At 67.6% G+C, this 26,144-nt stretch carries 19 protein-coding genes; 8 read left to right on the top strand and 11 right to left on the bottom strand.

Features of this window, described 5'->3' with window-relative positions; all coding sequences use genetic code 11:
* Window positions 1-25 precede the first annotated feature (25 nt).
* The 4 genes from ACFW01_RS08025 to eccD form a co-directional block, all read right to left on the bottom strand.
* A complete protein-coding gene (locus tag ACFW01_RS08025) occupies window positions 26-1,405 on the bottom strand; it encodes a M16 family metallopeptidase (RefSeq protein WP_384502637.1) in 1,380 nt (459 codons plus the stop codon).
* Complete coding sequence (locus ACFW01_RS08020) at window positions 1,402-3,621, bottom strand: polyribonucleotide nucleotidyltransferase (RefSeq protein ID WP_234961441.1); 2,220 nt, start codon at window positions 3,619-3,621, stop codon at window positions 1,402-1,404. Before ACFW01_RS08020 ends, ACFW01_RS08025 begins: the two co-directional genes overlap by 4 nt.
* A gap of 332 nt (window positions 3,622-3,953) precedes the next feature.
* On the bottom strand, window positions 3,954-4,241 hold the full coding sequence (gene rpsO / locus ACFW01_RS08015) for a 30S ribosomal protein S15 (RefSeq protein WP_064730122.1): 288 nt from the start codon (window positions 4,239-4,241) through the stop codon (window positions 3,954-3,956).
* 230 nt (window positions 4,242-4,471) lie between these two features.
* Complete coding sequence (eccD, locus tag ACFW01_RS08010; protein ID WP_234961442.1) at window positions 4,472-5,941, bottom strand: type VII secretion integral membrane protein EccD; 1,470 nt, start codon at window positions 5,939-5,941, stop codon at window positions 4,472-4,474.
* A gap of 161 nt (window positions 5,942-6,102) precedes the next feature.
* Here eccD and eccCa point away from each other — a divergent pair, with 161 nt between their 5' ends.
* From eccCa to ACFW01_RS07975, 7 genes are all read left to right on the top strand, one after another.
* Window positions 6,103-10,068, top strand: coding sequence for a type VII secretion protein EccCa (eccCa, locus tag ACFW01_RS08005; protein ID WP_384502636.1), 3,966 nt, complete (start codon window positions 6,103-6,105; stop codon window positions 10,066-10,068).
* Between the two features lie 71 nt (window positions 10,069-10,139).
* Window positions 10,140-10,628: a hypothetical protein gene (locus tag ACFW01_RS08000; RefSeq protein ID WP_234961444.1), complete on the top strand. Its 489-nt coding sequence runs from the start codon at window positions 10,140-10,142 to the stop codon at window positions 10,626-10,628.
* 56 nt (window positions 10,629-10,684) lie between these two features.
* Window positions 10,685-12,187: a WXG100 family type VII secretion target gene (locus tag ACFW01_RS07995; RefSeq protein WP_384502635.1), complete on the top strand. Its 1,503-nt coding sequence runs from the start codon at window positions 10,685-10,687 to the stop codon at window positions 12,185-12,187.
* Window positions 12,188-12,218: 31 nt separating this feature from the next.
* Window positions 12,219-13,577 carry a type VII secretion-associated serine protease mycosin gene (mycP, locus tag ACFW01_RS07990; RefSeq protein WP_384502643.1) on the top strand — a complete coding sequence of 453 codons (1,359 nt, stop codon included), beginning with the start codon at window positions 12,219-12,221 and terminating at the stop codon, window positions 13,575-13,577.
* 64 nt (window positions 13,578-13,641) lie between these two features.
* Window positions 13,642-14,073, top strand: coding sequence for a hypothetical protein (locus ACFW01_RS07985; RefSeq protein ID WP_234961447.1), 432 nt, complete (start codon window positions 13,642-13,644; stop codon window positions 14,071-14,073).
* 11 nt (window positions 14,074-14,084) lie between these two features.
* Window positions 14,085-16,346 carry a DUF6571 family protein gene (locus ACFW01_RS07980; protein ID WP_384502634.1) on the top strand — a complete coding sequence of 754 codons (2,262 nt, stop codon included), beginning with the start codon at window positions 14,085-14,087 and terminating at the stop codon, window positions 16,344-16,346.
* A gap of 338 nt (window positions 16,347-16,684) precedes the next feature.
* Window positions 16,685-17,026 carry a hypothetical protein gene (locus ACFW01_RS07975; protein WP_234961449.1) on the top strand — a complete coding sequence of 114 codons (342 nt, stop codon included), beginning with the start codon at window positions 16,685-16,687 and terminating at the stop codon, window positions 17,024-17,026.
* A gap of 480 nt (window positions 17,027-17,506) precedes the next feature.
* Here the strand turns inward: ACFW01_RS07975 and ACFW01_RS07970 are convergent, their stop codons facing one another.
* The 6 genes from ACFW01_RS07970 to ACFW01_RS07945 form a co-directional block, all read right to left on the bottom strand.
* Window positions 17,507-17,869, bottom strand: coding sequence for a hypothetical protein (locus ACFW01_RS07970; protein ID WP_234961450.1), 363 nt, complete (start codon window positions 17,867-17,869; stop codon window positions 17,507-17,509).
* Window positions 17,866-22,353 carry a putative T7SS-secreted protein gene (locus tag ACFW01_RS07965; RefSeq protein WP_384502633.1) on the bottom strand — a complete coding sequence of 1,496 codons (4,488 nt, stop codon included), beginning with the start codon at window positions 22,351-22,353 and terminating at the stop codon, window positions 17,866-17,868. Before ACFW01_RS07965 ends, ACFW01_RS07970 begins: the two co-directional genes overlap by 4 nt.
* A 23-nt stretch (window positions 22,354-22,376) precedes the next feature.
* A complete protein-coding gene (locus ACFW01_RS07960) occupies window positions 22,377-22,877 on the bottom strand; it encodes a hypothetical protein (protein WP_234961452.1) in 501 nt (166 codons plus the stop codon).
* Window positions 22,874-23,377 carry an SseB family protein gene (locus tag ACFW01_RS07955; protein ID WP_234961453.1) on the bottom strand — a complete coding sequence of 168 codons (504 nt, stop codon included), beginning with the start codon at window positions 23,375-23,377 and terminating at the stop codon, window positions 22,874-22,876. Before ACFW01_RS07955 ends, ACFW01_RS07960 begins: the two co-directional genes overlap by 4 nt.
* A gap of 145 nt (window positions 23,378-23,522) precedes the next feature.
* Entirely contained in the window at window positions 23,523-23,834 is a 312-nt protein-coding gene (locus ACFW01_RS07950) for a WXG100 family type VII secretion target (protein ID WP_234961454.1), read from the bottom strand.
* 36 nt (window positions 23,835-23,870) lie between these two features.
* Window positions 23,871-24,203, bottom strand: coding sequence for a WXG100 family type VII secretion target (locus tag ACFW01_RS07945; protein WP_234961455.1), 333 nt, complete (start codon window positions 24,201-24,203; stop codon window positions 23,871-23,873).
* 346 nt (window positions 24,204-24,549) lie between these two features.
* On the opposite strand from ACFW01_RS07945, the gene ACFW01_RS07940 reads away from it, so the two are divergent.
* Window positions 24,550-24,846, top strand: a complete 297-nt coding sequence (locus ACFW01_RS07940; RefSeq protein WP_234961456.1) for a DUF397 domain-containing protein — start codon at window positions 24,550-24,552, stop codon at window positions 24,844-24,846.
* Between the two features lie 25 nt (window positions 24,847-24,871).
* Here ACFW01_RS07940 and mycP (ACFW01_RS07935) read toward each other — a convergent pair whose 3' ends face one another.
* Entirely contained in the window at window positions 24,872-26,083 is a 1,212-nt protein-coding gene (gene mycP, locus ACFW01_RS07935; RefSeq protein ID WP_234961471.1) for a type VII secretion-associated serine protease mycosin, read from the bottom strand.
* Between the last annotated feature and the right edge of the window lie 61 nt (window positions 26,084-26,144).

Raw genomic sequence — 26,144 nt, 5'->3', positions numbered from 1 at the left:
TCTCTTGCTTCCTTACCGGGGATCGTTAGGCGACGGCGTCGTGCAGCCGGGACGCCTGCTTGTCCTTCAGCGGGCCGATGACCGACAGCGAGGGCCGCTGCCCCAGGACATCGCGGGCGACCGCGCGGACGTCGTCCGGCGTGACCGAGGCTATCCGGGCCAGCATGTCGTCGACGGACATCTGCTCGCCCCAGCACAGCTCGCTCTTGCCGATGCGGTTCATCAGCGCGCCGGTGTCCTCCAGGCCGAGGACCGTGGAGCCCTGGAGCTGACCGACGGCGCGGCTGATCTCGTCGTCGGTCAGGCCGTGCTCGGCGACGTGGTCCAGCTCGTCGCGGCAGATCTTCAGCACGTCGTGGACCTGCGATGGCCGGCAGCCCGCGTAGACGCCGAAGAGGCCGCAGTCGGCGAAGCCCGAGGTGTACGAGTACACGCTGTAGGCGAGGCCGCGCTTCTCACGGACCTCCTGGAACAGACGCGAGGACATGCCGCCGCCGAGGGCGGTGTTGAGCACGCCCATCGCCCAGCGCCGGTCGTCGGTGCGGGCCAGGCCCGGCATGCCCAGGATGACGTGGGCCTGCTCGGTCCTGCGGCCGATCAGCTCCATGCGCCCGGCGGCCCGGACGGTGCGCCGTCCGTCGCGCGGGGCGACGGGCGCGGCCACCGGCTCCCGGAAGGCGCCGGCCTTCTCGAAGGCGGCGCGGACCTGGCGTACGACCTTGTTGTGGTCGACGTTGCCGGCCGCGGCGACCACCAGGTGGGTGGGGTCGTAGTGCTTCTTGTAGAAGCGGCGGATGCGGTCGGCGGTGAGGGCGTTGACCGTGTCGACCGTGCCGAGGACGGGGCGGCCGAGGGCGCTGTCGCCGAACATGGTGTGCGCGAAGAGGTCGTGCACGCAGTCGCCCGGGTCGTCCTCGGTCATCGCGATCTCTTCGAGGATGGCGCCGCGTTCGACGTCGACGTCCTCCTCCTGGATCAGGGAGCCGGTCAGCATGTCGCACACGACGTCGATGGCGAGCGGCAGGTCGGTGTCGAGCACGCGTGCGTAGTAGCACGTGTACTCCTTCGCCGTGAACGCGTTCATCTCGCCGCCGACGGCGTCGAGGGCGGCGGAGATGTCCAGGGCGCTGCGCCTGCGGGTGCCCTTGAAGAGCAGGTGCTCCAGGTAGTGGGTGGCGCCGTTCAGGGCCGGGGTCTCGTCGCGGGAGCCGACGTGGGCCCAGATGCCGAAGGTCGCCGAGCGGACCGAGGGCAGGGTCTCGGTGACGATCCGCAGGCCGCCCGGGAGGGTGGTCCGGCGGACCGTGCCGGTGCCGTGCTCGCCCTTGATCAGGGTTTGGGTACGGGCGACGGCCCGCGCCTCCGAGGAGGTGCGGGCCGTCGCCTGGGAGCCACGGGGCGTCACTTGTCGCCGTCGTCCTTCTTGTCTTCGCCGTCTTCTTCGCCCTCGACCACGGGGATCAGGGAGAGCTTGCCGCGCGAGTCGATCTCGGCGATCTCGACCTGGACCTTCTGGCCCACACCGAGGACGTCCTCGACGTTCTCCACGCGCTTGCCGCCGGCCAGCTTGCGGATCTGCGAGATGTGCAGCAGACCGTCCTTGCCGGGCAGCAGGGAGACGAACGCGCCGAAGGTGGTCGTCTTCACGACCGTGCCCAGGTAGCGCTCGCCGACCTCGGGCATGGTCGGGTTGGCGATGCCGTTGATCGTGGCGCGGGCGGCCTCGGCGGCCGGGCCGTCGGCGGCACCGATGTAGATGGTGCCGTCGTCCTCGATCGTGATGTCGGCGCCCGTGTCCTCCTGGATCTGGTTGATCATCTTGCCCTTGGGGCCGATGACCTCGCCGATCTTGTCGACCGGGATCTTCACGGTGATGATCCGCGGCGCGTTCGGGGACATCTCGTCCGGCGTGTCGATCGCTTCCATCATCACGTCGAGGATGTGGAGGCGGGCGTCACGGGCCTGCTTGAGGGCGGCGGCCAGGACGGAAGCGGGGATGCCGTCCAGCTTGGTGTCGAGCTGGAGGGCGGTCACGAACTCCTTGGTGCCGGCGACCTTGAAGTCCATGTCGCCGAAGGCGTCCTCCGCACCGAGGATGTCGGTGAGGGCGACGTAGTGCGTCTCGCCGTTGATCTCCTGGGAGATCAGGCCCATGGCGATACCGGCGACGGGGGCCTTCAGCGGCACACCGGCGTTCAGCAGCGACATGGTGGAGGCGCAGACCGAGCCCATGGACGTCGAGCCGTTGGAGCCGAGGGCCTCGGACACCTGGCGGATCGCGTAGGGGAACTCCTCGCGGGTCGGCAGCACCGGCACGATGGCGCGCTCGGCGAGGGCGCCGTGGCCGATCTCGCGGCGCTTCGGGGAGCCGACGCGGCCGGTCTCGCCGACGGAGTACGGCGGGAAGTTGTAGTTGTGCATGTAGCGCTTGCGGGTCACCGGGGAGAGGGTGTCCAGCTGCTGCTCCATGCGGAGCATGTTGAGGGTGGTGACGCCCAGGATCTGGGTCTCGCCACGCTCGAACAGCGCGGAACCGTGCACGCGCGGGATGGCCTCGACCTCGGCGGCCAGGGTGCGGATGTCGGTGACACCGCGGCCGTCGATGCGCTTCTTCTCCTTGATGACGCGCTCACGGACCAGGGACTTGGTCAGCGAGCGGTACGCGGCGGAGATCTCCTTCTCGCGGCCCTCGAACTCCGGGAGGAGCTTCTCGGCGGCGAGCGTCTTGACGCGGTCCAGCTCGGCCTCGCGCTCCTGCTTGCCGGCGATGGTGAGCGCCTGGGAGAGCTCGGGCTTGACGGCGCCGGTGAGGGCCTCCAGGACGTCGTCCTGGTAGTCCAGGAAGACCGGGAACTCGCCGGTCGGCTTGGCGGCCTTCGCGGCGAGGTCGGCCTGGGCGCGGCACAGCACCTTGATGAAGGGCTTCGCGGCCTCGAGACCGGCGGCGACGACCTCCTCGGTGGGGGCCTCGGCGCCGCCCTCGACGAGCTTGACGGTCTTCTCGGTGGCCTCGGCCTCGACCATCATGATCGCGACGTCGCCGTCCTCCAGGGCGCGGCCCGCGACGACCATGTCGAAGACGGCGTCCTCGAGCTCGGTGTGCGTCGGGAAGGCCACCCACTGGCCGCGGATCAGCGCGACGCGGACGCCGCCGATCGGGCCGGAGAAGGGCAGGCCGGCCAGCTGCGTGGACGCGGAGGCGGCGTTGATCGCCACGACGTCGTACAGGTGGTCGGGGTTGAGGGCCATGATCGTGGCGACGACCTGGATCTCGTTGCGCAGGCCCTTCTTGAAGGACGGGCGCAGGGGGCGGTCGATCAGGCGGCAGGTGAGGATGGCGTCCTCGGAGGGGCGGCCCTCACGACGGAAGAAGCTGCCGGGGATCTTGCCGGCGGCGTACATCCGCTCCTCGACGTCCACCGTGAGCGGGAAGAAGTCGAGCTGGTCCTTGGGGTTCTTGGAGGCGCTGGTGGCCGACAGCACCATGGTGTCGTCGTCCAGGTACGCCACGGCGGAACCGGCGGCCTGCCTGGCCAGCCGTCCCGTCTCGAAGCGGATGGTGCGGGTGCCGAAGGCGCCGTTGTCGATCACGGCTTCGGCGTAGTGGGTCTCGTTCTCCACTAGTGTCTTCTCCGTTACTTGTCGTCTTTCGTCCCGCCTCGCCCGTGTGGCGGGGGGACGGTCGCGGAGAAGCGCTCCGTGCAATGCGGGCCGGTCTTCGATCGAAGCACCCGGGATTCTGCCCCCGGGGGCCACTACCGAGGACCGGCGGCGGCGAAGCGCGCTTCTCCTCGTTTCGTTCGTCGAGTCCTACGTCGTACGTGCTGTGTCTGTAGGTGCTGTGTCTGTAGGTGTTGTGTCCGATACCACACTACAAAGGGACGGCGACACCGCGCACGTACAGCAAAGGGAGCGGCCCCCGAACGAATGGGAACCGCTCCCTTCACGGCGTCCTACTTGGCGCCCGCCGCACCGCGGCGGATGCCGAGGCGCTCGACCAGCGCACGGAAGCGCTGGATGTCCTTCTTGGCGAGGTACTGCAGCAGCCGGCGGCGCTGGCCGACCAGGATCAGCAGACCACGACGGGAGTGGTGGTCGTGCTTGTGGGTCTTGAGGTGCTCGGTCAGGTCGGAGATCCGACGGGACAGGAGCGCGACCTGGACCTCGGGGGAGCCGGTGTCGCCCTCCTTGGTACCGAACTCGGAGACGATCTGCTTCTTCACTGCGGCGTCGAGCGACACGCGTACTCCTCTTAGTCTGTGTGTGGCCACCGAGTGCCCCCGGTCTACGTCTCGGGGGATCTTCCGTAACTCGGAAGGCGGGGATCCGCTGGGCGCGGCCTCCGGGGCTGAGGCAGGGCTCAGGGCTCCGGGGGCGCGTACACATACGGCCGTCACACAGCGTACCAGTCCGGCGGTACCGCCCTCCCCGCGCTCGGGTCAGCCACACAGCCGGTCAGCCGCCCAGCCTGTCAGCCGGTCATGGAGCGGACCTCGGTGAGCACTCCCAGCGCCGCCAGGCAGAGGGGGACCAGCGTCAGCAGGACGGCTCCCTCCGTCAGGTCGAGCAGTCTGCCCCAGAACGGGGACAGACCCTTGCGTGGGACGACGAGCCCGATGGCGGTCACCAGAGCGGCGCCCGCCGCGATCGCCGCGGTCAGCCAGATGGTCCGCAGGTCGAGATCTCCCCGGTCACCGTGCAGGACGAACTCGGTCAGCGCGGCCGTGGGCGGGTTCAGCGCGAGGCCGAGCAGCAGCAGGACGATCGCCACCAGTCCCGCCACCAGCACACACGCCACCTGGGACGTGTAGCGGAACAGTCGCGCCCGGATCAGCATGGACAGGCCGACGGCCAAGGCCAGAAGCTGGGCCCAGGCATCGTCCGAGAAGCCGAGTACGGCCCCGGCCCCGACCACGACCGCGGCGGTGCCCCCGACCAGCCCCAGCAGCAATTCATGTCCCCGTCGCGCCTGGGCCGCGATGCGCTCGGCGTCGAGCGGCTCGATCTCCGGACCGTGCGCGAGATCCGGATCGAAGGTGTCCTGGGCCGCGGAGCGCGGCGCCGCGTAACCGATGGGCAGGCGGGCGAACCGCGCCGACATTCCCGGCAGAAAAGCGACCAGACCGATCGCGCAGGGGCCGCACACGGCGGCGCTCTCGGTCGCGGTCGCGTCCGCGACGATGGCAAGGAAGGTCGCGAGGGACCCGACGGCCGCGAGGAACGTGGCCGCCACGAACGGGGCGTCCGAGCCGGGGGCCAGCGCCACCAGGGCCACCGAGGCCACCAGCACGGTCACGCAGCCGAGCAGGAACTGCAGTTTCCCCGGCCCTTGCCCGGCGTCCGGGCCCACGATCCCTGATCCGGCGATCAGCAGCAGCGCCAGAGCAGGCAACCCGAGCGCGGTCGCCGAGGCACGGTCCGCGTACACGCGCACCCGTATACCGGCGAACGCGGTGAGCAGCGCGCCGAGCCCGCCGGCGACGATGCCGGGCAAGCCGTGCATGTCGTGGCGCACAGGGTCGGCGTACCAGAGGACGAAGCCGATCATCAGTGCCAGCAGTGCGCCGCCGACGAGGCCGGCCGCTCGCAGCAGGTCGTCGCTCCAAAGGTGACGGTCGCGCACGACAGCGGAGGCGACGGCGTCGGACACGTCGTCGTAGACGGCCGGCGGGAGTGACTCGGCGAAGGGGCGCAGACTCAGTACTTCTCCGTCGAGGACCCTCTCTTCGGCGAGCGTGCGCGCGCCGTCGATGACGCGACCGTCCCTGCGCACAAGGTGGTAACCGGTTGGCGTACCGGCGGACTGGCTCTGCTCGGCCAGGCGCAGGATCTCGGGATAGAGGTCGGCCACGGGCAGGTCCACCGGAAGTGCCACGTCGATCCGGGCGTCGGGCGCCACGACGGTGACTCGGCAGAAACCCGTTGCCGTGGTGGAACTCACCTTCACTGACCCCCTGTTTCGCTGATGTGCACTGCGTCGGTCACCCTACCGACAGGCACCCTCCGTCACGACGCGTAGGATCCCCGAGCAGCGGAGAACGGCCGGTGCCACGGGGGCGCCGGTGGGAATTGGCCGCTCCGCATGGGGGGATTGAAGCTTCGGTGAGCCAGATCGTCATCAAGCGCCCGCCTCGTACGCTGCCGCCCGACGTGCCCTCGGACGAGTTGCTCCTGGAAACTCCGCCCGAACTGCCGCGCGGGCAGCAGGAGGGCGTGCTGATGCAGGTGCTGCCGACGCTCGGCATGGGCTCGTCGGTGGTGTTCTACTTCGCGTCGCCCAACGCTCATCCCTTTATGCGGATCATGGGCGTGGTCATGCTGATGTCGACGGCCGCGATGGTGATCGCGCAGATCATCCGCTATCGCCGGGGCACGCAAGGGCAGATGGCCGATGTGCGCCGCGACTACCTTCGCTATCTCGCGCAGACCAGGCGCCGGATCCGCCGGACGGCGCTGCGGCAGCGTGACGCGCAGTTGTATCTGCACCCAGCACCCGACCAGTTGTGGGCCGTGGCCGCCGAGGGCAGCCGGGTGTGGGAAAGGCGGGTCGGCGACGGCGACTTCGGGCAGGTCCGCCTCGGTCTCGGGCCGCAGCAGCTGTCGACGCCCCTCGTCGCGCCGGACACCGCACCGGTGGACGAGCTGGAACCGCTGTGTGCGGGCGCCATGCAGCGTTTCCTCGCCGTGCACGGTCAGTTGGACGCCCTGCCGGTGGCGGTGTCGCTGCGTGCCTTCTACCACGTGACAGTGTCCGGCGACGCGGAGCAGTCCCGGTCCACGGCCCGTGCGCTGGTGGCCCAGGCCGCCACCCTGCACTCCCCCGACGACCTGGTCGTCGCCGTGGTCACCGCGTCCGGAGCGGTGAGCCGCTGGGACTGGACCAAGTGGCTGCCGCACTGTCAGGCGGCCGGGCAGCTGGACGGTGCCGGCAGCCGACGCCTGTTCGGTGACGACCTCGGCGAGTTGGAACCGCTGCTGGCCGCCCACCTCGACGGACGTCCGCGTTTCAGCCGTGACGGCCGGCCACTCTTCGACCAGCCCCACATCCTCGTGGTGCTGGACGGCGGCATGGTGCCGCCGACGTCGGCCTTCGCCTCCGCGGAGGGCCTGCAGGGCGTCACGATCGTCGAGGTGGTCGCCGGTGAGCTCGACCAGCCGAGGGGGGATCTCTCGGTCGTCGTACGTCCGGATCGGCTGTGGCTGGACTCCGGCGGCGGTGTCGCCTACGAGGGTGTGCCCGACACCATGCCGCTGCCCGCCGCGGAGGCGCTGGCCAGGCAGCTCGCGCCACTGCACATGGGCGGGGGTGACGACGACGAGCCGCTCCTGGCCAACCTGGACTTCACCGAGTTGCTCGGGCTGGACGACGCCGCCTCGGTGGACGTACGACGCACCTGGCGCCCCCGGTCCACGCCGGAGCGGCTGCGCGTGCCGATCGGCGTCGGCGAGGACGGCAGGCCGGTGATGCTGGACCTCAAGGAGGCCGCACAGGACGGCATGGGCCCGCACGGGCTGTGCGTGGGCGCGACGGGCTCCGGCAAGTCCGAGCTGCTGCGCACCCTGGTGCTGGGTCTGGCCGTCACCCACTCCTCCGAGACGCTGAACTTCGTGCTGGCGGACTTCAAGGGCGGCGCGACCTTCGCCGGTATGTCGCAGATGCCGCACGTCGCCGCGGTGATCACCAATCTCGCCGACGACCTGACCCTGGTCGACCGTATGGGTGATGCGGTCCGCGGAGAGCTGCAGCGCCGCCAGGAGCTGCTGCGCTCGGCCGGCAACTACGCCAACCTCCACGACTACGAGAAGGCCCGGGCCGCGGGCGCACCGCTGGAGCCGCTGGCGTCTCTCGTGCTCGTGATCGACGAGTTCAGCGAACTTCTCACCGCCAAGCCGGACTTCATCGACATGTTCATCCAGATCGGCCGGATCGGCCGCTCCCTGGGTGTGCACCTGCTGCTCGCCTCGCAGCGACTCGAGGAGGGGCGTCTGCGCGGTCTCGACACCTACCTGTCGTACCGGGTCGGTCTGCGCACCTTCTCGGCGGCCGAGTCACGTGCGGCCCTGGGGGTCCCGGACGCGTACCACCTGCCGTCCGTGCCCGGTTCGGGCTACCTGAAGTTCGGTACGGACGAGATGGTCCGGTTCAAGGCCGCCTACGTGTCGGGGCCCTACCGCGGGGGCGGGCCGGACACCTCCGCGAGCCCGGTGCCCATCGAGCGCAGGCCGGCCCTGTTCACCGCGGTTCCCGTGCCGGTGACCTACGCCGCACCCGACCCGGAGCGGGCCGTACGTGACGCCGCGCGACGACAGGATGACGACGCCCTGGCGGACACCGTTTTGGACGTCATCGTGCAGCGTCTGGAGGGGCAGGGTGTGGCAGCGCACCAGGTATGGCTTCCGCCCTTGGACGAGGCACCCACCATGGACCAGTTGCTGCCCGCGTTGGCGGTCACGCCCGAGCGCGGGGTGCACGCGCCGGAGTACACGCGGCTGGGCGGGCTGACGGTGCCGCTCGGCCTGATCGACAAGCCTTTCGAGCAGAAGCGGGAGGTCCTGTACCAGGACTTCTCGGCGGCCGCGGGACACATGCTGGTGGTGGGTGGCCCCCAGTCGGGCAAGTCGACGCTGTTGCGGGCGCTGATCGCGTCGTTCACGCTCACCCACTCGCCGTACGAGGTGCAGTTCTACTGCCTGGACTTCGGTGGCGGAGGGCTCGCGTCGATGAGCGACCTGCCGCATGTGGGAGGTGTGGCGTCCCGCCTGGATCCCGAGCGGGTGCGTCGTACGGTCGCGGAGGTGGCCGGCATCCTCAACCGCCGCGAGCAGTTCTTCCGGACGCACGGCATCGACTCGGTGACCACCTACCGCCGGCGCCGCGCGGCGGGCGAGCTGCCCGGTGAGCAGTGGGGCGACGTCTTCCTGGTCGTCGACGGATGGGGCAACTTCCGGAGCGACTACGAGGGACTGGAGGGGGTCGTCCACGACATCGCCGGCCGCGGACTAGGCTACGGCGTCCACGTGGTGCTCTCCGCGTCGCGCTACATGGAAGTGCGTGCGGCTCTGAAGGACCAGATCCTCGGCCGCCTCGAACTGCGGCTGGGCGACGCCATGGACTCGGAGTTCGACCGCAAGGTCGCGCTGAACGTGCCGACGGGGGTACCAGGCCGGGGGCAGGTGCCGCAGAAGCTGCACTTCATGACCGCGCTGCCGCGGATCGACTCGGTCCCGGACGTCGAGAGCCTCTCGGAGGCCACGGCGCAGCTGGTGCGGGCGGTCAAGGACAACTGGGCCGGACCGCCAGCGCCCAAGGTGCGGCTGCTGCCGCGCAAGCTCCCGGCCGACCAGTTGCCCAAGGGTTTCGAGTTCCCCCAGCACGGCATCGCCATCGGTATCGACGAGGCGAACCTGGAGCCGGTCTTCGTCGACCTGGACACCGACCCGTTCCTGCTGGTCTTCGGCGACAGCGAGTCCGGGAAGACGAACCTGCTCCGGCTGATCGCCAAGCAGATCGCGGAACGCTACACCCCCGCCGAGGCCCGGATCGTCGTCGGCGACTACCGGCGCACCATGCTGGAGGCGGTGTCGGAGGAGCACCTGCTGGAGTACGCCCCCATGGCGTCGGCGATGCAGGTCCACATGGACGCCGTCAACCGGTTCATGGAGATGCGCGCTCCCAAGCCGGACATCACCCCGCAGCAGTTGCGGGACCGCAGCTGGTGGAGCGGCCCGCAGCTGTTCGTCGTCGTCGACGACTACGAACTGGTCGCGGCGGGGTCCGGCAACCCGCTGGCGCAGCTCGTGGAGCACCTGCCGTTCGCCCGCGACGTGGGCGTGAAGTTCATCGTCGCGCGCAGCTCGGCGGGCGCGTCCCGGGCGATGTACGAGTCGTTCCTGCAGCGTCTGAAAGAGCTGGGCGCACAGGGGGTGATCCTCTCGGGCGACCCCAGCGAGGGCGACATCCTCGGCAACGTCCGGGGGCGGCCCATGCCGCCGGGGCGTGGCGTGTTCGTGTCACGCAAGCGCGGTACGCCGCTGATTCAGGTGGGCCTGCTTCCGCAGCGGCATTAAAGTGATCGTTCGAGTGGTGACTCGGCGTGACACGACGTGACACAACTGGTGTGAACGGGGAGGCGGTTGAGGTGGGTTCGAACGGGGGCGACGCACCGGACACGGGGAGGTCGTTCGACAACCTGTCCCACGTGAATCCGGCGATGGCGCTGGACATCCAGCACGACGCCATGACGGGCTTCAAGAAGCGTGTCGACGAATTGCTGCTGGAGCTCGACAGGTCCGAGGCAGCACCGGGCAAGGTCGGCCAGGACAAGCTGACACGCTCGCACCTGGGCTCGGCGGAGTTCAAAGAGGCACAGTTCCTCTACGACTCGTACGCCGTCGTCCACGACGAGCTGGAGAAGCTGTCCAAGGCGCTCAGCGCGCAGATCGAGGGCATGGGACTGGCGGTGCAGGCATCGCGGGTCGGCTACGAGAACCTCGACGGCGACATCCGGGCACGGATGCGGGCGGTCAACGCCGAGGCGGAGAAGTACTACGTGGCGGGGCGTGATCCGTATGCCGAACGACGCGGCGGGCCGCCGACGACGGACACGTCGAGCGATGAGGGGCTGTGATGGGTGAGCATCCCGGACCGCGGCAGCCCAGGCTTGCCCGTACCAACTTCGAGTCCATGACCCACGAGCAGCTCGCCTCCCTCCTCGACTCGGCCAGCCCGGAGAGCGCCTCGCACCTCGCGACCAAGCTCACCAAGGCCGCCTCGACGATCACCAAGATCGGCGACGACCTGATGAAACACACCAAGGGCCTCGAATGGCAGGGGGAGGCCGGCGACACCTTCCGCGACTGGGCCGGCCAGGCGGCGAGTTCCACGCTCCGGCTCGGCCAGTACGCCGAGGTCGCCTCGCGTTGGATGGCCACGGTGGCCCAGGCGGTCGTCGAGGCCAAGGCAGCGCTGCCGGACACGTCCGAGACGACACAGGCCAAGGCCGACCTGGCAGCGGCGAAGAAGACGCTGGCGGCCGCTCAGGACCCGGGCGCCCGCAACGACCCCGACGCCCGCAAGCTGGCCCAGACCGCCCAGGCCGACGCGACGTCGGCGCACCAGCGCATGGAGGCGGCCCGGGGCGAGGCCGTCCAGCAGCTGCGGAAGCTGGCGCAGACGTATGAGTACTCCGCGCAGCAGGTGAACAGTGTGGAGCCGCCTACGTTTTCGCCGCCGGGTGCTCACTTGGGCGACACCTACTGGAAACCCGGCGAGACCGAGTACGTGTCCGTCGCACCTCACGGCGGCTCACGTGCCGGAGCCGGATCGAGCACACCTGTGATGGTCCAGGGCAGCCAGGACAGCGGCCCTCGAGTCGAGGTTCAGCCACACCCGTACAGAGGGCCCTCGGAAGAGGACGTGCCCGGCCCCGGCAGCACGTCCGCCGAGAACCGTCGTCCCGTCAGCATGGACATCGATGGGCTGACGACCCTGCCGGACCGGCCGGCCCCGGCTCCACAGCCCGGGCCGAACACACCGCCCCCTCGCCCCGAGACGCCGTCCGGGCAGCCCGCCACCATTCCTCCGGTCCTGCAGCACGGCGGTGGTGGGACGAACAACCCGACGAGTAGCCGGATGCCACCGGTCCCCCGTTCACCGCTTCCCCCCTCACAGGGTCCGGGCGCAGGAGGTCTCCGAGTCCCACCGCCACGCGACAGCGGAATCGTGGGAGGGAAGCCCATCACCCCGACGACCGGGCGTCCTTCCGGAGGTATCCCCCGCGGAACGGTCATCGGCGGGCAGAGCCCCCAAGGCCGTGCCCCCATGGTCCGCGGCCTCACTCCCGGTCTTCCCGGTGGTCCGAGCGGCAGTGGCCAGAACGGCATGGTCGGGGGCCGTCGCCTCGCTTCCCAAACAGGTGGTATGGCCGGTGGCGTAGCGTCCCAAAACGGTCGTCTTCCCATGGGTCGTCCCATGACTCCGGGAGGGACGGGGCTGCCGCGCCCGGCAGGCTCTTCCCAGTCGCCCCGTGCGGCGGTGCAGGGCCGACCGACGGGAGTCGTTCCCCGCGCAGGCGACACACGATCGCGACAGCGGGATCAACGTGTACCCGACCGCCCCGACTATCTCTCCGAGGACGAAGAGACCTGGCAGCGCGGGCGCCGCCCGTTGCCGCCTGTCGTGGAGTGATCCCCCCACCCCGGCCAACCTCAGGAAAGTCATGCGTACCAGCAGTAGACGGAACATGCGCCCTGCCACAGTGCTCTCGGCTGCCCTCGGCCTGTTGCTGGTCGGCGTCGCCGCCACTCCAGCGCATGCTGAATCGGTTCGTGATCTCCAATGGCATCTTGACGCGATGCACGCCGATGAGATGTGGAAGGTGAGCACCGGTCGCGGCATCACGGTTGCGGTCATCGACACGGGAGTCGACGATTCGCTGCCCGGTCTCAAGGGGCGAGTCCTGAAGGGCAAGGACTACTCGAGTCAGTCGGGCGACGAGCGCACCGACCACGAGGGCCACGGCACCGGCATGGCCGCGCTCATCGCAGGCTCGGCGACGCAGGGAGACGAGAGCGGTGCCCAGGGCCTGGCTCCGGGTGCGAAGATCCTGCCCATCCGGATGCCCGAGAAGATCGAGGGTTGGGACTTCAATGCGAGTCACAGCGCTGCTCGGGACATGACCAAGGCCATCCTGTTCGCAGCGGACACGGACGCCAGAGTCATCAACATCTCGATGGGACAGGCAGGCGCAAAGGGCACCGCCGGCACTCCGGAGATGGATGCGGCCGTGAAGTACGCCGTCGGCAAGGGAAAACTGATCTTCGCGTCCGCCGGCAACGAGGGTGACGGAGCCAACCGCCCCGTCTATCCCGCATCCACACCAGGTGTCGTGGCCGTCGGATCGATCAATGAGAAGGTCAAGCGCAGCACCTTCTCGGAGTGGGGTCCGGAGATCGATGTCACCGCTCCCGGCGAGGACATGGTTCACGCATGCTCCGGTGGAACCGGGGCGTGCCGGACCAGCGGAACCAGTGACGCCACGGCCATCGCCTCGGCGTCCGCCGCTCTCATCTGGTCGAAGCACCCGACCTGGACCAACAACCAGGTTCTGCGGGTCCTGATCAACACGATGCAGGGCAACGAGGAGAAGTGGACTCACAACGAGTCCTTCGGTTACGGCATCGTCCGCCCCCGGGTCGCGCTGCAGAACCCCGGCGACCCCGGCCCGGCCGACGAGTACCCTCTCCCCGACCTCGCCTCGGCGGCGGCCTCCCGGCCCCCGTCTCCGGGGGCGTCCGCGTCCGCCTCCGGTGAAGCCGCCGCGGAGAACCCCGCGCCGGACGCGTCCCGGACGGCGGGGTCCGTTTCGGAGGACGACAGCGACACGGCGCTGTGGATCGCTCTGGGCGTCGCGGCGGCCGTGGTCCTGGGTGCCGCGATCACCTTCGTCGTACTTCGCACCCGGCGCCGGCGCGCCGAGCAGTCGGCGATGCCGGTGTCCCCGCCCCCGTCCGCTTACGCCCCTCCGCAGCAGTACCCGCCCCACGGGACACCGGGCCCGGGGCAGCAGCAGGGCTGAGGCATGGACCGGGCTCCCGGTATGCCAACGAGTCAGTCGTCAGTGACGCCAGAAGAGGACCGCCGTGTCATTCGATGAGATGTGGGGCCAGGTGCGCAGCGCGGCCACCGCGCGCCAGCACAGCAGCATGCAACTGAACCAGCTGCCGACGTCAGGTGGCGGAGGCGGCGGTGGCAGCGACTACACCGTGACGTCTCCCGACCTCAAGGCGGTCGGGAACGAGGCTCAGGAGCTGTTCCACGCCTTCGAAACGGGCGCCTTCCATGCAGGTGCCACGACCGACACCGCGTCGACCAGCCTGGACGACGACGGCTTCAAGACCGGGTCGGCGCTGTGGACCGCCTGGGACACCTGGCGGTCGCAAGCGGAGGCGCTCCTAAGTGCTTGTGCTCACATCCACAACCACCTCGAGGACACCAACGCGACACACGCCAAGCGGGAGGAACTGCTCGCCACCAACCTGTCCGTCGAGAAACTCGACAAGCACTTCAAGTAAGGCTCATACCCATGGTCACTTTCAACGACCTGCTCGACGCTCGCCTGGGCGGCCTGAAGAACGCGGTCGACGACTGGACGGACACGGTCACCAAGCTCAAGAAACTGGATGAGCAGGCGAGCAAAGGCCTCCTGAAGAAGGCCGAGAAAGCGGACTGGAAGGGCGAGAACGCCGGGATCACCCTGCCTTTCGTGAGGAAGACCGCAAAGGAGTTCGGGGACGCCGCCACTGAGGCAGAGAGCATCCGGAACATCCTTCGTGACGCGCACTCGGAATTCAAGGCTGCCAAGGAGAAACTCGAGGCGGTCGTCAAGGCAGCCCCTGACCAGGGCATCCGCATCGACTCCGACGGAACAGTCAGCTACCTGATCCACCCGGACCGCCGCTCGAAGGACTACGACGGTCCCGAGCCGAAGGAGGCGGACTTCGAACGGGTCCGTTCCGACATCAAGGCGGCCGTCCAGAAGGCCAACGACGCGGACGAAGTGGCCTCGCGTGCGCTGCGCACCTTGGTGGGGAAGGACAAGAACAACTTCTCCGGCACCGACTACGACTCCCTCAAGCAGGCCGGAAAGGCCCAGGACGCCGAGGACGCGAAGGCCGCCGCGAAGATCGTCGCGAAGGGCGACGACGCCACGGCGAAGGAGATCGACCGCCTCAACAAGTACCTCGAGGGCAACAAGGGCGATCAACACTTCGCAGAGCGCTTCGCGGCCGAGGTCGGAGCGAAGGGTGTCCTCAACTACTGGGCAGACATGGGCGATCCGAGCGACGGTTCCCGGCTGGGTTTGGACCATGCGGACTCGATCAAGAAACTCCAAGAGAACTGGGGCCTCACTCTCGCCAACGCGTCGCATTCCGACAGTCCTGCGATGAGCAAATGGAAGTCGGACATGGTCACGTACGGCGATGATCTCGTGCGCACCCGCGGTACGTCTGCCTACGGTTTCCAGATCATGAGCAACCTGATGCGTCACGGAAATTATGAGACACAGTTCCTCAAGGAGTACGGGAACCAGATATTCGCTGCAGAGAGACGCTTGTCCCGCGAGGGAGCAGTGAAGCCTGACCAGGTGTGGAACTCGCCGAACCTGGGCAGGATACCGAGATTCAATTGGGACGACAAGGGCCTTGGCCGGGATCCCATGGCAGGTTTCATGGAAGCGCTCGGACATAACCCGAAGGCCTCGGCCGAATTCCTGAACAGCAAGCTCGACCTCACACCCGACAACCCGAACGACCACAAGAATGTCGACGCGTTCAAGTATTTCACCGAGGACCGCGACTGGCCGGACGACAGCACGAAGGACGGGAATACCGACAAATACGGCTACGAGAGCCTCGGGCATGCGCTGGAGTCTGCCACGCTCGGTCACGCATATGACGATTCCACGCCCACCCTTGCACGCACGGATGAGGGTGCCAAGATCATGGCGAAAGTCGTGGAAACGTACGGCGACCCTGGACTGCTCAAGCAACAGGAGGCGCTGTCGGGGAGTATCGGCCGTATGACGGCAGGTTACATCGACGACATCAACTGGGCCTTGAACGAGAACAGGTCGGACAGCATGTTCGCGCCCAAGGACAATGCTCATGGGCACGCAGAGTTCGGGATGGACGGTACTCGTCAATTCCTCAGTTCCCTGGGGCAGCACCCGGACGCCTACTCCGAAGTGGCCGTCGCCGAGCGCGTCTACACGACCGTGACCATGGAGAACCAGGTCGGCTCCGACGGAAACATCAACGAGCCTGGCGTTCGTGAGGCCCTGCGGACCGGTGCAGAGGTACAGGGCATGCTGGACCAGTCCCGGGCCGACCAGGCGGAGGCCGAAGGGCTGAAGGCTGACAAGGAATACAACGAGGCGCTGGAGAAGCGCAGTGCGTGGATGGAACTCGGGGTCGGGGTGGGCATCGCCACCGGCGCCGCATTCCTTCCTCCGGTGGCAGCAGCCGGCGTCGCCGGCACTCTGGTCCCGCTGGGCATGGAGCATGGCCAGGCACTCCTTGAGCAGGTGCTCGGAGACGCCATCGGCGACTGGGCCGAGTCCAAACAGCAGGACAGTGGGGACGACATTCAGGAGCAACGCCGTGAAATCTTCAAGGCGGGCGAGTTCAACGCGGGCTACCCCATGACCCAGTTCTTGGAACGCCAGGGGATCAACCCTGATGAAAGCAACTTCGCACAGGATCTGGAAACCGATCTGACCTCCGGTTACGGAAAGGGAACCGATCGCGAGAACCAGCAGGGCGTTCGCCCGGAAACCGGGGACTGATGGAAAGGTCACGCATGTCTTCGCGCGCCACTGCGACATGGACTGCTACAGCATTGACGGTCATATTCTGCGCTACTGCGTGCCAGTCCGACGGCACGAAAGAGGAAGCAACCCCTGCACCGACGGTACAGAGCGATTGCCTAGGTTTTCTGGATAAGTCGGGGACGAGGGCCACAGCCGGTCTTCTGGGCACTGACTCCTACCAGACATCAGCGGCCCACGACGGTGCCGCCGGGGCAGCGGAAAAAATTGCTTCCGAGTATCAGACGAACGGGGTCGCTGAGAGCAAGGAGGTCGGGCTCTGCTGGATCTACCGCTCCACGAAGGACCTCAGCGACGTGACCATCACGTCCTCGTTTGCGCCGGGCGTCCCGGACAGTGGTGCGGTAGCTTCCACTTTCACGCCCTACAAGATGGGTGAACTGGCACTCGCTAGCAGCCGGAAAGCTGTCGTGTACCTGAAATGTGCCAGCCCGCGATTCGAAGCGGAGGGCAGTCAAAAGGCGCCGATACTGCGTCTGGAGACAAGCAACCGTTACGAGCCAGACGGTTCGCCCGCAGAGCTCCGGAGGAACAATCTCGCGATCACGTACTCCGCCGGTCTAGCTCTGATCAAGGCTCTCGGCTGTGAGAACAACGCCAATCTACCCGACACTTTCAAGATGCCTTCGGGCGCATGAAGCGGAGCCCCGGGCACAGTGCAATAATCAGAGGTCCGGAAGGCGTGCGTTAGGCGTCGTGAGAAGTTCCCTCCGCACCCCCAGGTCGAGTTTCCGGCATCACAACCTCCTGCAAGCAAGTAACAATTTCGTCGAAATCCGAGAGAGCCTTCTGGCAGAAGTCTTGCTCGTCCGCCGCAATTCGATGGATCACATCCGAGTACGCAGGGCCCTCGAGTCCTTGAGCTTCAAGAATGATCCTACTGGGTAGTAGAACCCAGTTCCTTCTTGTCCTGTCGAGTGTCCATTCGACCCGTGTAGGAGCGTCTTTCACCACACCTTCGATGAGCCGCGCCGTATGCTCGCTACGATCCTTTAAGCGCCATTTCATGCGTGGCACCTGAAGATAGCCGTAGACAGAATTTGACTCCGCCGAAATCCCGAACCACTCGATCTCACTAAACCTACTCAGGGCCCTTAACCCATCCCGCCATCGATCTTTCATTTCACCTCGCTCCCCAAATCATTTTCTTCCTCGAGGTAGCGCAAGACCTCTACAGCAAGCATTCGCAGGCGTTGCCACGCCAACGAAAGGCTTAGCGCGTCGATGCTCCATTCATCCTGAGTCGAGCGAGTCATTTCACTCAAGAGCTCGTCCATCGGCGCCAGGAGGTTCCCCAGGGGTGCCGGCAGCGACCCTTCACTAACCATGCCAGAAGCGACACGAAAGGCATCGTCAAATTCGAGCGCGAGTTCATCCGGACCAACAGACAACCGGTTGATGTACTCGACCTGTTTTTCTGCTTCCCACGACAGGTGCACCAGCGAGCGCCGCAGCTGGTGTGAAACCCTTTCCACTGTCATCTGATGATCCCTTCCTCATCGCCGCCGACAACGCCTTCCCAGTCCAAAACACGCCAATACGCTCCGTCGCCATGGTGCCCGCCACCGGGGTGCCACCGGAGCATACGGCCCGTCGGGTGACCTCGTTCGTTATATTCGCGTAGGACCCAACCCTGGCCCGCGTGATCGCCTTGCCCCAGACGTCCCTCCCTCCAGCCAGGTGTGTTCACCAGGGCACCTCGAACCTGGTCCGGTGTTACACCTCCGCTGAGCACGTCGGGATTTCGCATGATGTCGTCAATTCCCTGAACAGATCCGACCGGTCCGGCCTCATCACCAAGTTGTTCGCGAAGGCGCTCACCATTCGCAGCGTTATGAGGACCTTCAGCCCCGTTACGCCACTCGGCCGCCGGACACGTCTCTGGCGCCAGTCCCAGTGGATCACGCCACCTATGCGGGTTACGGACGAAAGTCTGTGGATTTGCTGCAGGAGACAGCCCAAGCGGATCCGGCGTCAAGTACCGCGCCGTTTCCGGATCGTAGTGTCGGAAGTAGTTGTAATGCAGCCCTGTTTCCGGGTCGTAGTACTGACCAGGGAAACGTAGAGGGGTGTAAGTCGTGCTGGACGTTGGCCAGGTTGTTGTGCCCCACATGGTGCTGCGAGTGCGCCAAGCTATGTCGCCCTGGTCGTCGATGAGTTCGGTGGGGGTGCCGACCAGGTCGGTGACAATGGCGAAGAAGCGGGAGTCGATTTCCTGTTCAGGGACGTCCGCTGCGGTGATGCGTTCCGACTGGGTGATGGGATGAAGGCCCCGGTGGTTCCAAGTCAGGGTGACCGGGTTCGGGAGGGTCGGGGCCCTCGTCGTCTGTTCGCAGAGGGTTGTGCCGTCCCAGGTGAAGAAAACCTGCTCGAGAACCGTCTCGCCGTCTTCGGCCAGGCGAAGTTTGGCCGTTCTGCGACCCAGAGGGTCATACGTGTAGCGCCAGCGGGCGCCGTCGGGAGTGGTCACCGCGGTCAGGCGGTCTTCCGCGTCCCAGGTGTAGTACCAGGTGTCCGGCTTGCGGGAGAGGCGGGGTTTCTGGCGGAGGGTGGTGCGGCCCAGGGCGTCGTGTTCGTAGCGGACGCGGCCGGCCCGGGTGAGGCGGGTGCCTGTGTAGGTGCGGTCGCCTGTCGCGTCCTGGCCGGGATGGGACGTCGGCCAGTCGGCCTGCGTCTGGTTGCCTGTTTCGTCGTAGGCGTAGTGTTCCGTCCAGTTCGCGGCGTGTACGGCCGTCACCCGGCCTGTCGAGTCCAGATCAAATCGGCGCGGGCCGGAGAGCTGGTCGTCGATGCCGATCAGGTTGCCGTCCGCGCGATAGGCGAATGCGCGGTGCTGTACCGAGCGGCCGTCTGCACTCGTCACCGACTGGGTTGTCAGGCGGCCCAGCGGATCGAAGGTGTGGTTCAGGGTGACCATCTCGCGTATGCGCCGGCTCAGTTCTCGACCTGCCTGATCGTAGGTGAAGTCGATGGTGCGGCCCGAGGCCGTCATGCCGGTGCGGCGACCCGTCGCGTCGTAGGTCCAAGTGGTGGTCGCTCCGGTAGGGGTGGTGCGGGCCGTGCGGCGGCCGAGATCGTCGTAGGTGTGGGTAAGAGTGCGGTTGTTGACCGTTTCGGAGAGGACTCGGCCGTGCGGGTTCCGGTCGATCGTCAGGGTCGTACCATCGGGGCCGGTGGCCTCAGTCAGCTTGTCGGTCTTGTCGTACTTGTAGGTGGTGACTCCGTCGGGCGTGTGCTTGGCAGTCACCTGGCCCAGCACGTTGCGCTCGTAGGAAAGGGTGCGGCCCAGCGCGTCTCTGCGGGAGGTCAGGCGGCCTGCCGCGTCGTACGTGTACGTGAGGGCACGGTCGTCGAAGTCGATTTCCCTGGTCAGGCGGCCGGCTGGGTCGTATGTGTAGTTCCAGGTCAGGCCCTGTGGGTTGGTGACCTTGGTGAGGTTCAGCTCTGTGTTGTGCTCGAACTCGTAGCGCACCCCGTCCGGGCCTGTGCGAGCTGTCAGCAGGTCGAAGTGCGTGTATTCGAAGTGTGTGGTGCCGCCCAGTTGATCGGTGTGGGTAGTGCAGTTGCCCTCGCCGTCGTAGGTCCAGGACTCGGTCGTACCGTCGTCGGCGGTACGGCGGGCCAGGCGGCCCTCCACCGTCCACTCCAGGCGGAGCGCTGCTCCTGTGGGGTCCGTGATCGTGACGAGGCGTCCGAAAGCGTCGCGTTCGTAGAACGTCGTCGCGCCAAGAGGGCCCGTGATGGACATGGGAAGGCCTGCATTGTCGCAGTGGACCGTGGTCGTGTGGCCGAGAGGGTCCACTACGGCAGCCAGGTGGCCCCGCTCGTCGTGTTCGAAGTGGGTGGTGTGCCCCGTCGGCGCTGTGAGAGATGTTCTGTTGCCGCGGGTGTCATAGGTCTGGTGGGCGACGGTGCCGTTCGGGCGCCTGACCGTCGTGGGGAGGTGGAGGGCGTTGTAGTCGGCTTGGGATTCGCGGCCGTCGGGGCGTACGACCGAGGTGAGGTTGCCAGCCTCGTCATAAGTGAAGCGGGTGGTGTGGCCGAGCGGGTCCGTCCGGGAGAGCAGACGGTTGTGGCGGTCCCGGTCGAAGCGGGTCACCGCGCCCACCGGGTCGACCTCGGCGACCACCTGGCACAGTTCGTTGACGAAGTACTGGTAGACGTGTCCGGTGTCCGTGGTGGCGGTGGTGGTGCGAAGGCCCGTCTCGGGGTTCCGGCCGGCGTAGTCGATGCGCAGGCCCATGTGGCCTTCGGCGCCGCCCTCGGCGATACAGCGGTCGTGGTCGTCGTACTCGTACGTGTAGGCACGATCATTGGTGTCGGTCCATGACGTGATGCGACCCGCGTCGTCATACGTGAACCGGAGTGGCAGGCCGGACGAATTCACCACCTCTGTGAGATCGCCTGCCGCAGAGTAGCCGTACCGGATCAGTTCTTGGTCGCCCCCGCCGGGTGAAGCACCGACAAGGTGCAGGGCAGTGATCCTGTCCACCTCCGTGGTGATACGAATCCGGTAGCCGCCGCTGTGGGAGATGGCCGTGGGTGTGCCGTCCGCCTCGTGCTCGAACGTGATCCGGTTGCCGTTGCGGTCGGTGATCTGCTTCAGCAGGGCATGGTCGTCCGCCTGTTGCGTGAAGTGCCAGGTACGGCCGACGGCAGAATCCGTGATCGTGTAGCCCTCGGGCTCGGACCGGAGTTCCCAGCGCGGCCCTTCCGTCGGCAGAGTCGAACCGCCGACGGCCGGGTGGGAGTAGGCCAGGATCAAACCGTCCTCGTGGACGAAGACGATGCGGTCGGCTTCGATCTCCAGCCGCTGGTCCACGGTGCACGACCAGGAAGGGCCGAACCAGCGGCCGGCGCGGTAACCGGACTCGGCGCGGCGTTTGAACACCAGCGGAAATGTCCCGGGAAGGATCACGTCCGTCTGCGGCAAGTACATCTTGCCGGTGGCCAGGTCGACCGGGTCGGTGGGGTTGTTCTGCGTGGCGTGGCCATCACTGTGGGAACCGGGGTCGCTCGCGTCGAGGTGGGCACCGGCCGTACCGAGGCCGGTCGGGCTGCCGAGGGCGTTACGGCCGTCCATGTGACGCGCCAGGCTCCCCACTCCCTTTGAGGCCGCTCCCCCGGCCAGGCTCGGGGCCATGTAACCGAGCATGCGGACCGGGTCCTTCTGGAACTCGTCCCAGGTGTTGGACACTCCCGTGTAGACGTCCTTCGAGAAGCCGACCGGGTCCCTGACCGCTCCCACGCCGCCGTCGATGACCATCGCGCCGTCGTGGAGGTAGGCCTTCGGTTCGGTCAGCAGCCGGCCGGGGTTGACCGCCAGGCCGAATTCAACGAGGTCGTCCCAGCCCTCCTTCGCGCCGTCGGTCAGGCGCTGCCAGCCACTCGGCCGCTTCGGGGCCCTCTCGGCAGCCTTGTGCAGAGTCCGCTTCGCGACGCCGGCCGCCTCCGTGACCTCGCCCTGTGCGCTGTTGATCCGCTCGATCAGTTCGGCCATCGCGGTCCTGCCCGGGTCGGTCTCGGGCGGCCGGGTGGGCAGCGTCGTGTCACCGCCCTTGATCGCCACGTTGTAGTCGTCCACTGCTTTGGCGTACTGGCGGGAGAGGTCGCGCGCCGTGGGTGCCTCGTGGTCCAGGATCTGCTGGGTGAGGCGCTGCGCTCCGTCCAGCACTTCGCGGTAGGCGAGTACGGCGGCCCCTGCTTCGACGAACGCGTCCATCGCGCCGTCGAGTTCCTTGGGCAGCTTCTTGACCGTCTTGCGAAACTCCTCGGCGGCCTCGCCCTGCCAGGGGTCGGTGTTGAGCTTGCGCAGTCGTTCCGCGCCCTCGCCGAAGTGTGCGGCCGCACCACCGAGTTTCTTGATCAGCCGGTCGAGCTCGGCGGGTTTGCCAGGGATCCAGTCCTGGACGGTGTCTTCGGGGGCGATCCATATACGGCGGAAGAGGAACCGTTTGTCCGTCATGCTGAGTGTTCCTGCTCCTGCCACTACTTCTGGGTCCGGCTGGTGCCTTCGTCCTGGCCATCGCGGTCGACCGGCTCCAGGCGGCCACGGAACTCGGTGCTTTTCTCGGCTATTCCGTGTCCCTCCACGAACGAAGTGAAGGGGTGGTCGTCCTCGAACTGCTGCTGCCGTTCGAGCATCATGGCCTTGTACCGGGTCTTGGTCTCGGTGACCAGGAAGTCGTTGATGGTGGCGCCCAGCGCGGAGACGATCACGTCGGCGTCGTCGGCGATACAGCCCAGGCCGTGGCACCACTTGTCGAGGAAATCGCCGGCCGCCTCGGTGACTTCGGCGGCTCCGGTCTTGTCCTCGGTGATCTGGAAAGGGTCGTCGAACATGTGCTCCGCCCGTTCCCCGGCGATCTTCCGGGCGGCGGCCGTGGACTCTTCGAGAGGCCGCGCGATCGACTGGAGGAACTGGACCTCCCACTTGAACTCGCCGCCGTCTGCACCCAACGGAATGAGCCATCCCTGTGCGTCGCTCATGCCGCACCGCCCCGGGGACGGTACGAGACGTGCAGCACCGGCTCTACGGCGGTGGCGGACGAGGCGAGTCGTACGGCGTGCTCGGCGGCCGGGTCCAGCCAGACGTCGAGTCCCTGAGGCAGCAGGTCGAGGAGGTCGGCTCCCGTCGTCGAGAACCAGGCTCCTTCGCTCGTGAACAGCTCGAACTGCTCCAGCGATGTGAACACGGGGACCAGCCGGGTCGGGGGCGGGGCAGGACAGGACGTGGTGATGGCCAGTTCGAGGATGCGGGAGCGCGATGATGCGTCACCAGCTGCGAGCTCCAGCGCGGCGACCGTCAAAAAGCCCGGTTCTTCTGGTCGCTCGCAGTACACGCGGGCATGGATGAACGCATCGAAGACGTCCTGGGGAGAGGCCCTCCCGCCCTTCGCCCGTCGTACGGTCTCCGCCAGGCCCACCGGGTCGTCCGGCTGCCGCCGCGGTCTGTCCGGCGTTGTGTCGGTCTCTCTGCCTGTCCTCATGTCGGCGCGCCCCCGTTCGCACGCATACGGTCATAGATCACACACGCTCTTCACGACGCGGCTCTGCGAACCGGTGCGTGGTGAAGCGCGCATGCGGGGAGGCTCCCCGAGCCGCCTCCCTCCTCAGCCCGGCAGTTCCGGGGCCTCAGTTCATCAGCATGCGGAAGCGGGCCGCGTTGCCCTTGTCGGTGTCCTGGTAGCCGATGACCGAGTCGTCCAGGAGCTGGGCGATGCGGGCCAGCTTCTGGCACATCTGGTCCATCTCCGTGGCGCTGCTGCGCTGGATCTCGCCGTAGGCGGTCTTCGCCTCGCCCTGCCACGTCTCGGCGACGGCCGCGACCTTGCGCATGAGGGTCTCCAGCCCCTCGGACAGCTCTCTGGTGGTCTTGCGCACGTCAACGGCGGCCTGGGTGACCGTGTCGTAGTTGACGGCTGTGCGGTCGTAGTTGACGCTCACTGTGCGGTTCTCCTCGGTTGCGTACGGCGCTTCGGGTCAGGCGAGGTCGGTGATGCGGCTGGTCACCTGGTAGGAGTTGTCCACCTTGCGGATCTCCGAGACGCGGTCCTGCTCGTGCTGGTTGAAGCCCTTGACGCTCATACGCATGACCTCTTCGAGGTCGACGAGGTTGTCCTGCAGCTTCTTCAGGTGCTGGTTCACACCGCGCTGGACGGAGTCGAACTCCTTGCCCGCGGCGCCCTGCCAGCCCGCCTGGATCATGTCCACGACGGTGTTGAGCGATGTCACCCGGCTGCTCACGTCCGTGTGAAAGGTACGGATCTTGTCCGCGAGGTCTGTCAGGTCCTGGTCGCTGTAATCGACGCTCATGGTCTCTTGCCCCTCCTCTGAAGCACTGGTGGCTGTCACCACCGCGACGGGTCCGCCCGGACCGATGTCCGGGCTCTCCTGGCGGGCAAGAACCGCTCCGACTCCCGCGCGACGCGTGGTCGCAACGTCGCACCGCCCCCGTGTCGGCACCACGCCCCACGTGATACCCGGGATCACTCTAGTCAGTTGATCCGTTGGTTCCAACGGAGGGCGCTGTTCAGGGCTGGTCGCGGACCGGGGGCCCGGACGCCGAGCGGCGTTCGCCGGCTTGCGCCGCCAAGGGCGGGGCCGGGCCAGTAAGGTTGCCGGGGATCGTTGGTAAGCCGCCTGAAAGGACACCTCCGCCATGGCCCAGGTGCCGGACGAGGACGTCAAAGCCCGCAAGGAGCGCGAGCGGGACGAGCTGTACGCGCTCGACATCTCGGGTGTGGAGTGGCACAGCGCGCCGGGGACGGAGGAGCACGAGGAACGGGTGGAGATCGCCTACCTGCCCGACGGCGCCGTGGCCATGCGGTCGTCGCTGGAGCCGGACACCGTGCTGCGGTACACCGAGGCGGAGTGGCGGGCATTCGTCCTGGGAGCGCGGGACGGGGAGTTCGACCTGGAGCCGGCGCCGGACGACACGGGCACCGCCGCCGAGTGACGCCGGTCTGCGTGCCGCGGCGCGGTCATGGACTCCGGCGGCGACGCAGATCGCGCAGGACCACGGCCGCACCCGAGATGATCACGACGAGGCCCGCGCCGAGGGACAGGGCGTAGACGGCGTAACGGCGATCGCGTTCCTCCGGGGTCTCCGCCAGTGAGAACGGTGCCACGTCCGGTGCCTCGGCGCTCGTCACGCCCGGGTCGGGGGTCGGGGACGACGGGGCCTTTCCGGTGTCCGTCGCCTGGACCGCGCGGACGGGGTCGACCACTCCCCAGCCGACGAAGTCGTCGTGGCCGTTGACGGAGCGCTCGGCCGTCTGCTCGATGCGGGTCACGATCTGAGCCGGGGTCCAGTCCGGGTGCTTCTCCTTCAGGAGGGCGGCCACGCCGGCGACGAACGGGGCCGAGAAGCTGGTGCCGCTGTCCGTGCACTGGCCGCCTCCGGGCACGGTGGAGACGACGTCGACGCCGGGTGCGGCCACACCGACGAAGTCGCCGGTCTGGGAGAACGCGGCACGCTCGTTGTTACGGTCCGAGGAGGCCACGGCGAGGACACCGTCGAAGGCCGCCGGGTAGGTGTCCTTGTGCTTGCCGTCGAGGCCGTCGTTGCCCGCGGAAGCCACCACGACCACGTCTCGTGCGAGGGCCGCGCGCACCGCCTCGGCCAGCTCGGAGGTGGCGGCCAGGGGTTTAGTGGTGTCCTGGGAGATGTTGATGACGTCGGCGCCCTTGGCGACCGCGTGTCTGATCGCCGCGGCCATCGAGTCCGAATCACCGCTGCTGTCCGCGTCGTTCTGACGGACCGGGATGACGGTGGCGCCCGGCGCGAGGCCCACGAAGCCTGTGCCCTCGGCCGGGCGGGCGGCGATGATGCCCGCGACCTTGGTGCCGTGGCCCACCTCGTCGTTGGTCGGGTCGCTCCCCTTGCCCTTGCTGAGCAGGTCGAGGCCGGCGACCTTGTCCACAGCCTTCGCCAGCTGGGGGTTCGCGTCGTCCACGCCCGTGTCGATCACCGCGACGCGTACGCCCGCGCCCTTGCGGGTGCCCTGCCAAAGCTCATCGAGCAGGACCCGCTGGAGGGGCCACGGCCGGGCCTTGAACTCCTGCTCGCTGGGGAAGGTGCACGAGCCGCTGCCGGACAACTGGAGAGGAGCCCGCGGGGCCGTGGGGTGTGCGGTGACCGGTCCGGGCGAGCAGGTGGCCAGCGCCGTCAGCGCGACGGCCGCGGCCAGCATGGGTGCCTTCGTCAGCGCCTGCTGCACGTCTTCCCCGTCTTTCCTGTCCTGGTACTGCTGT

Origin of the sequence: Streptomyces sp. NPDC058985, from assembly GCF_042740985.1 — a bacterium.
In the GTDB taxonomy this organism is placed as follows: domain Bacteria; phylum Actinomycetota; class Actinomycetes; order Streptomycetales; family Streptomycetaceae; genus Streptomyces.
Note: the sequence above shows the minus strand (reverse complement) of the source record. Positions and strands in the feature narration are given on the sequence as shown.

Excerpts from the sequence above, each read along its gene's own strand:
- ACFW01_RS07995 (WP_384502635.1), top strand. The coding sequence starts at position 10,685 with ATGACCCACGAGCAGCTCGCCTCCCTCCTCGACTCGGCCAGCCCGGAG.
- mycP (WP_384502643.1), top strand. The coding sequence starts at position 12,219 with ATGCGTACCAGCAGTAGACGGAACATGCGCCCTGCCACAGTGCTCTCG.
- ACFW01_RS07980 (WP_384502634.1), top strand. The coding sequence starts at position 14,085 with ATGGTCACTTTCAACGACCTGCTCGACGCTCGCCTGGGCGGCCTGAAG.
- ACFW01_RS07970 (WP_234961450.1), bottom strand. The coding sequence starts at position 17,869 with ATGACAGTGGAAAGGGTTTCACACCAGCTGCGGCGCTCGCTGGTGCAC.
- ACFW01_RS07965 (WP_384502633.1), bottom strand. The coding sequence starts at position 22,353 with ATGACGGACAAACGGTTCCTCTTCCGCCGTATATGGATCGCCCCCGAA.
- ACFW01_RS07960 (WP_234961452.1), bottom strand. The coding sequence starts at position 22,877 with ATGAGCGACGCACAGGGATGGCTCATTCCGTTGGGTGCAGACGGCGGC.
- ACFW01_RS07955 (WP_234961453.1), bottom strand. The coding sequence starts at position 23,377 with ATGAGGACAGGCAGAGAGACCGACACAACGCCGGACAGACCGCGGCGG.
- ACFW01_RS07945 (WP_234961455.1), bottom strand. The coding sequence starts at position 24,203 with ATGAGCGTCGATTACAGCGACCAGGACCTGACAGACCTCGCGGACAAG.
- ACFW01_RS07940 (WP_234961456.1), top strand. The coding sequence starts at position 24,550 with ATGGCCCAGGTGCCGGACGAGGACGTCAAAGCCCGCAAGGAGCGCGAG.
- mycP (WP_234961471.1), bottom strand. The coding sequence starts at position 26,083 with ATGCTGGCCGCGGCCGTCGCGCTGACGGCGCTGGCCACCTGCTCGCCC.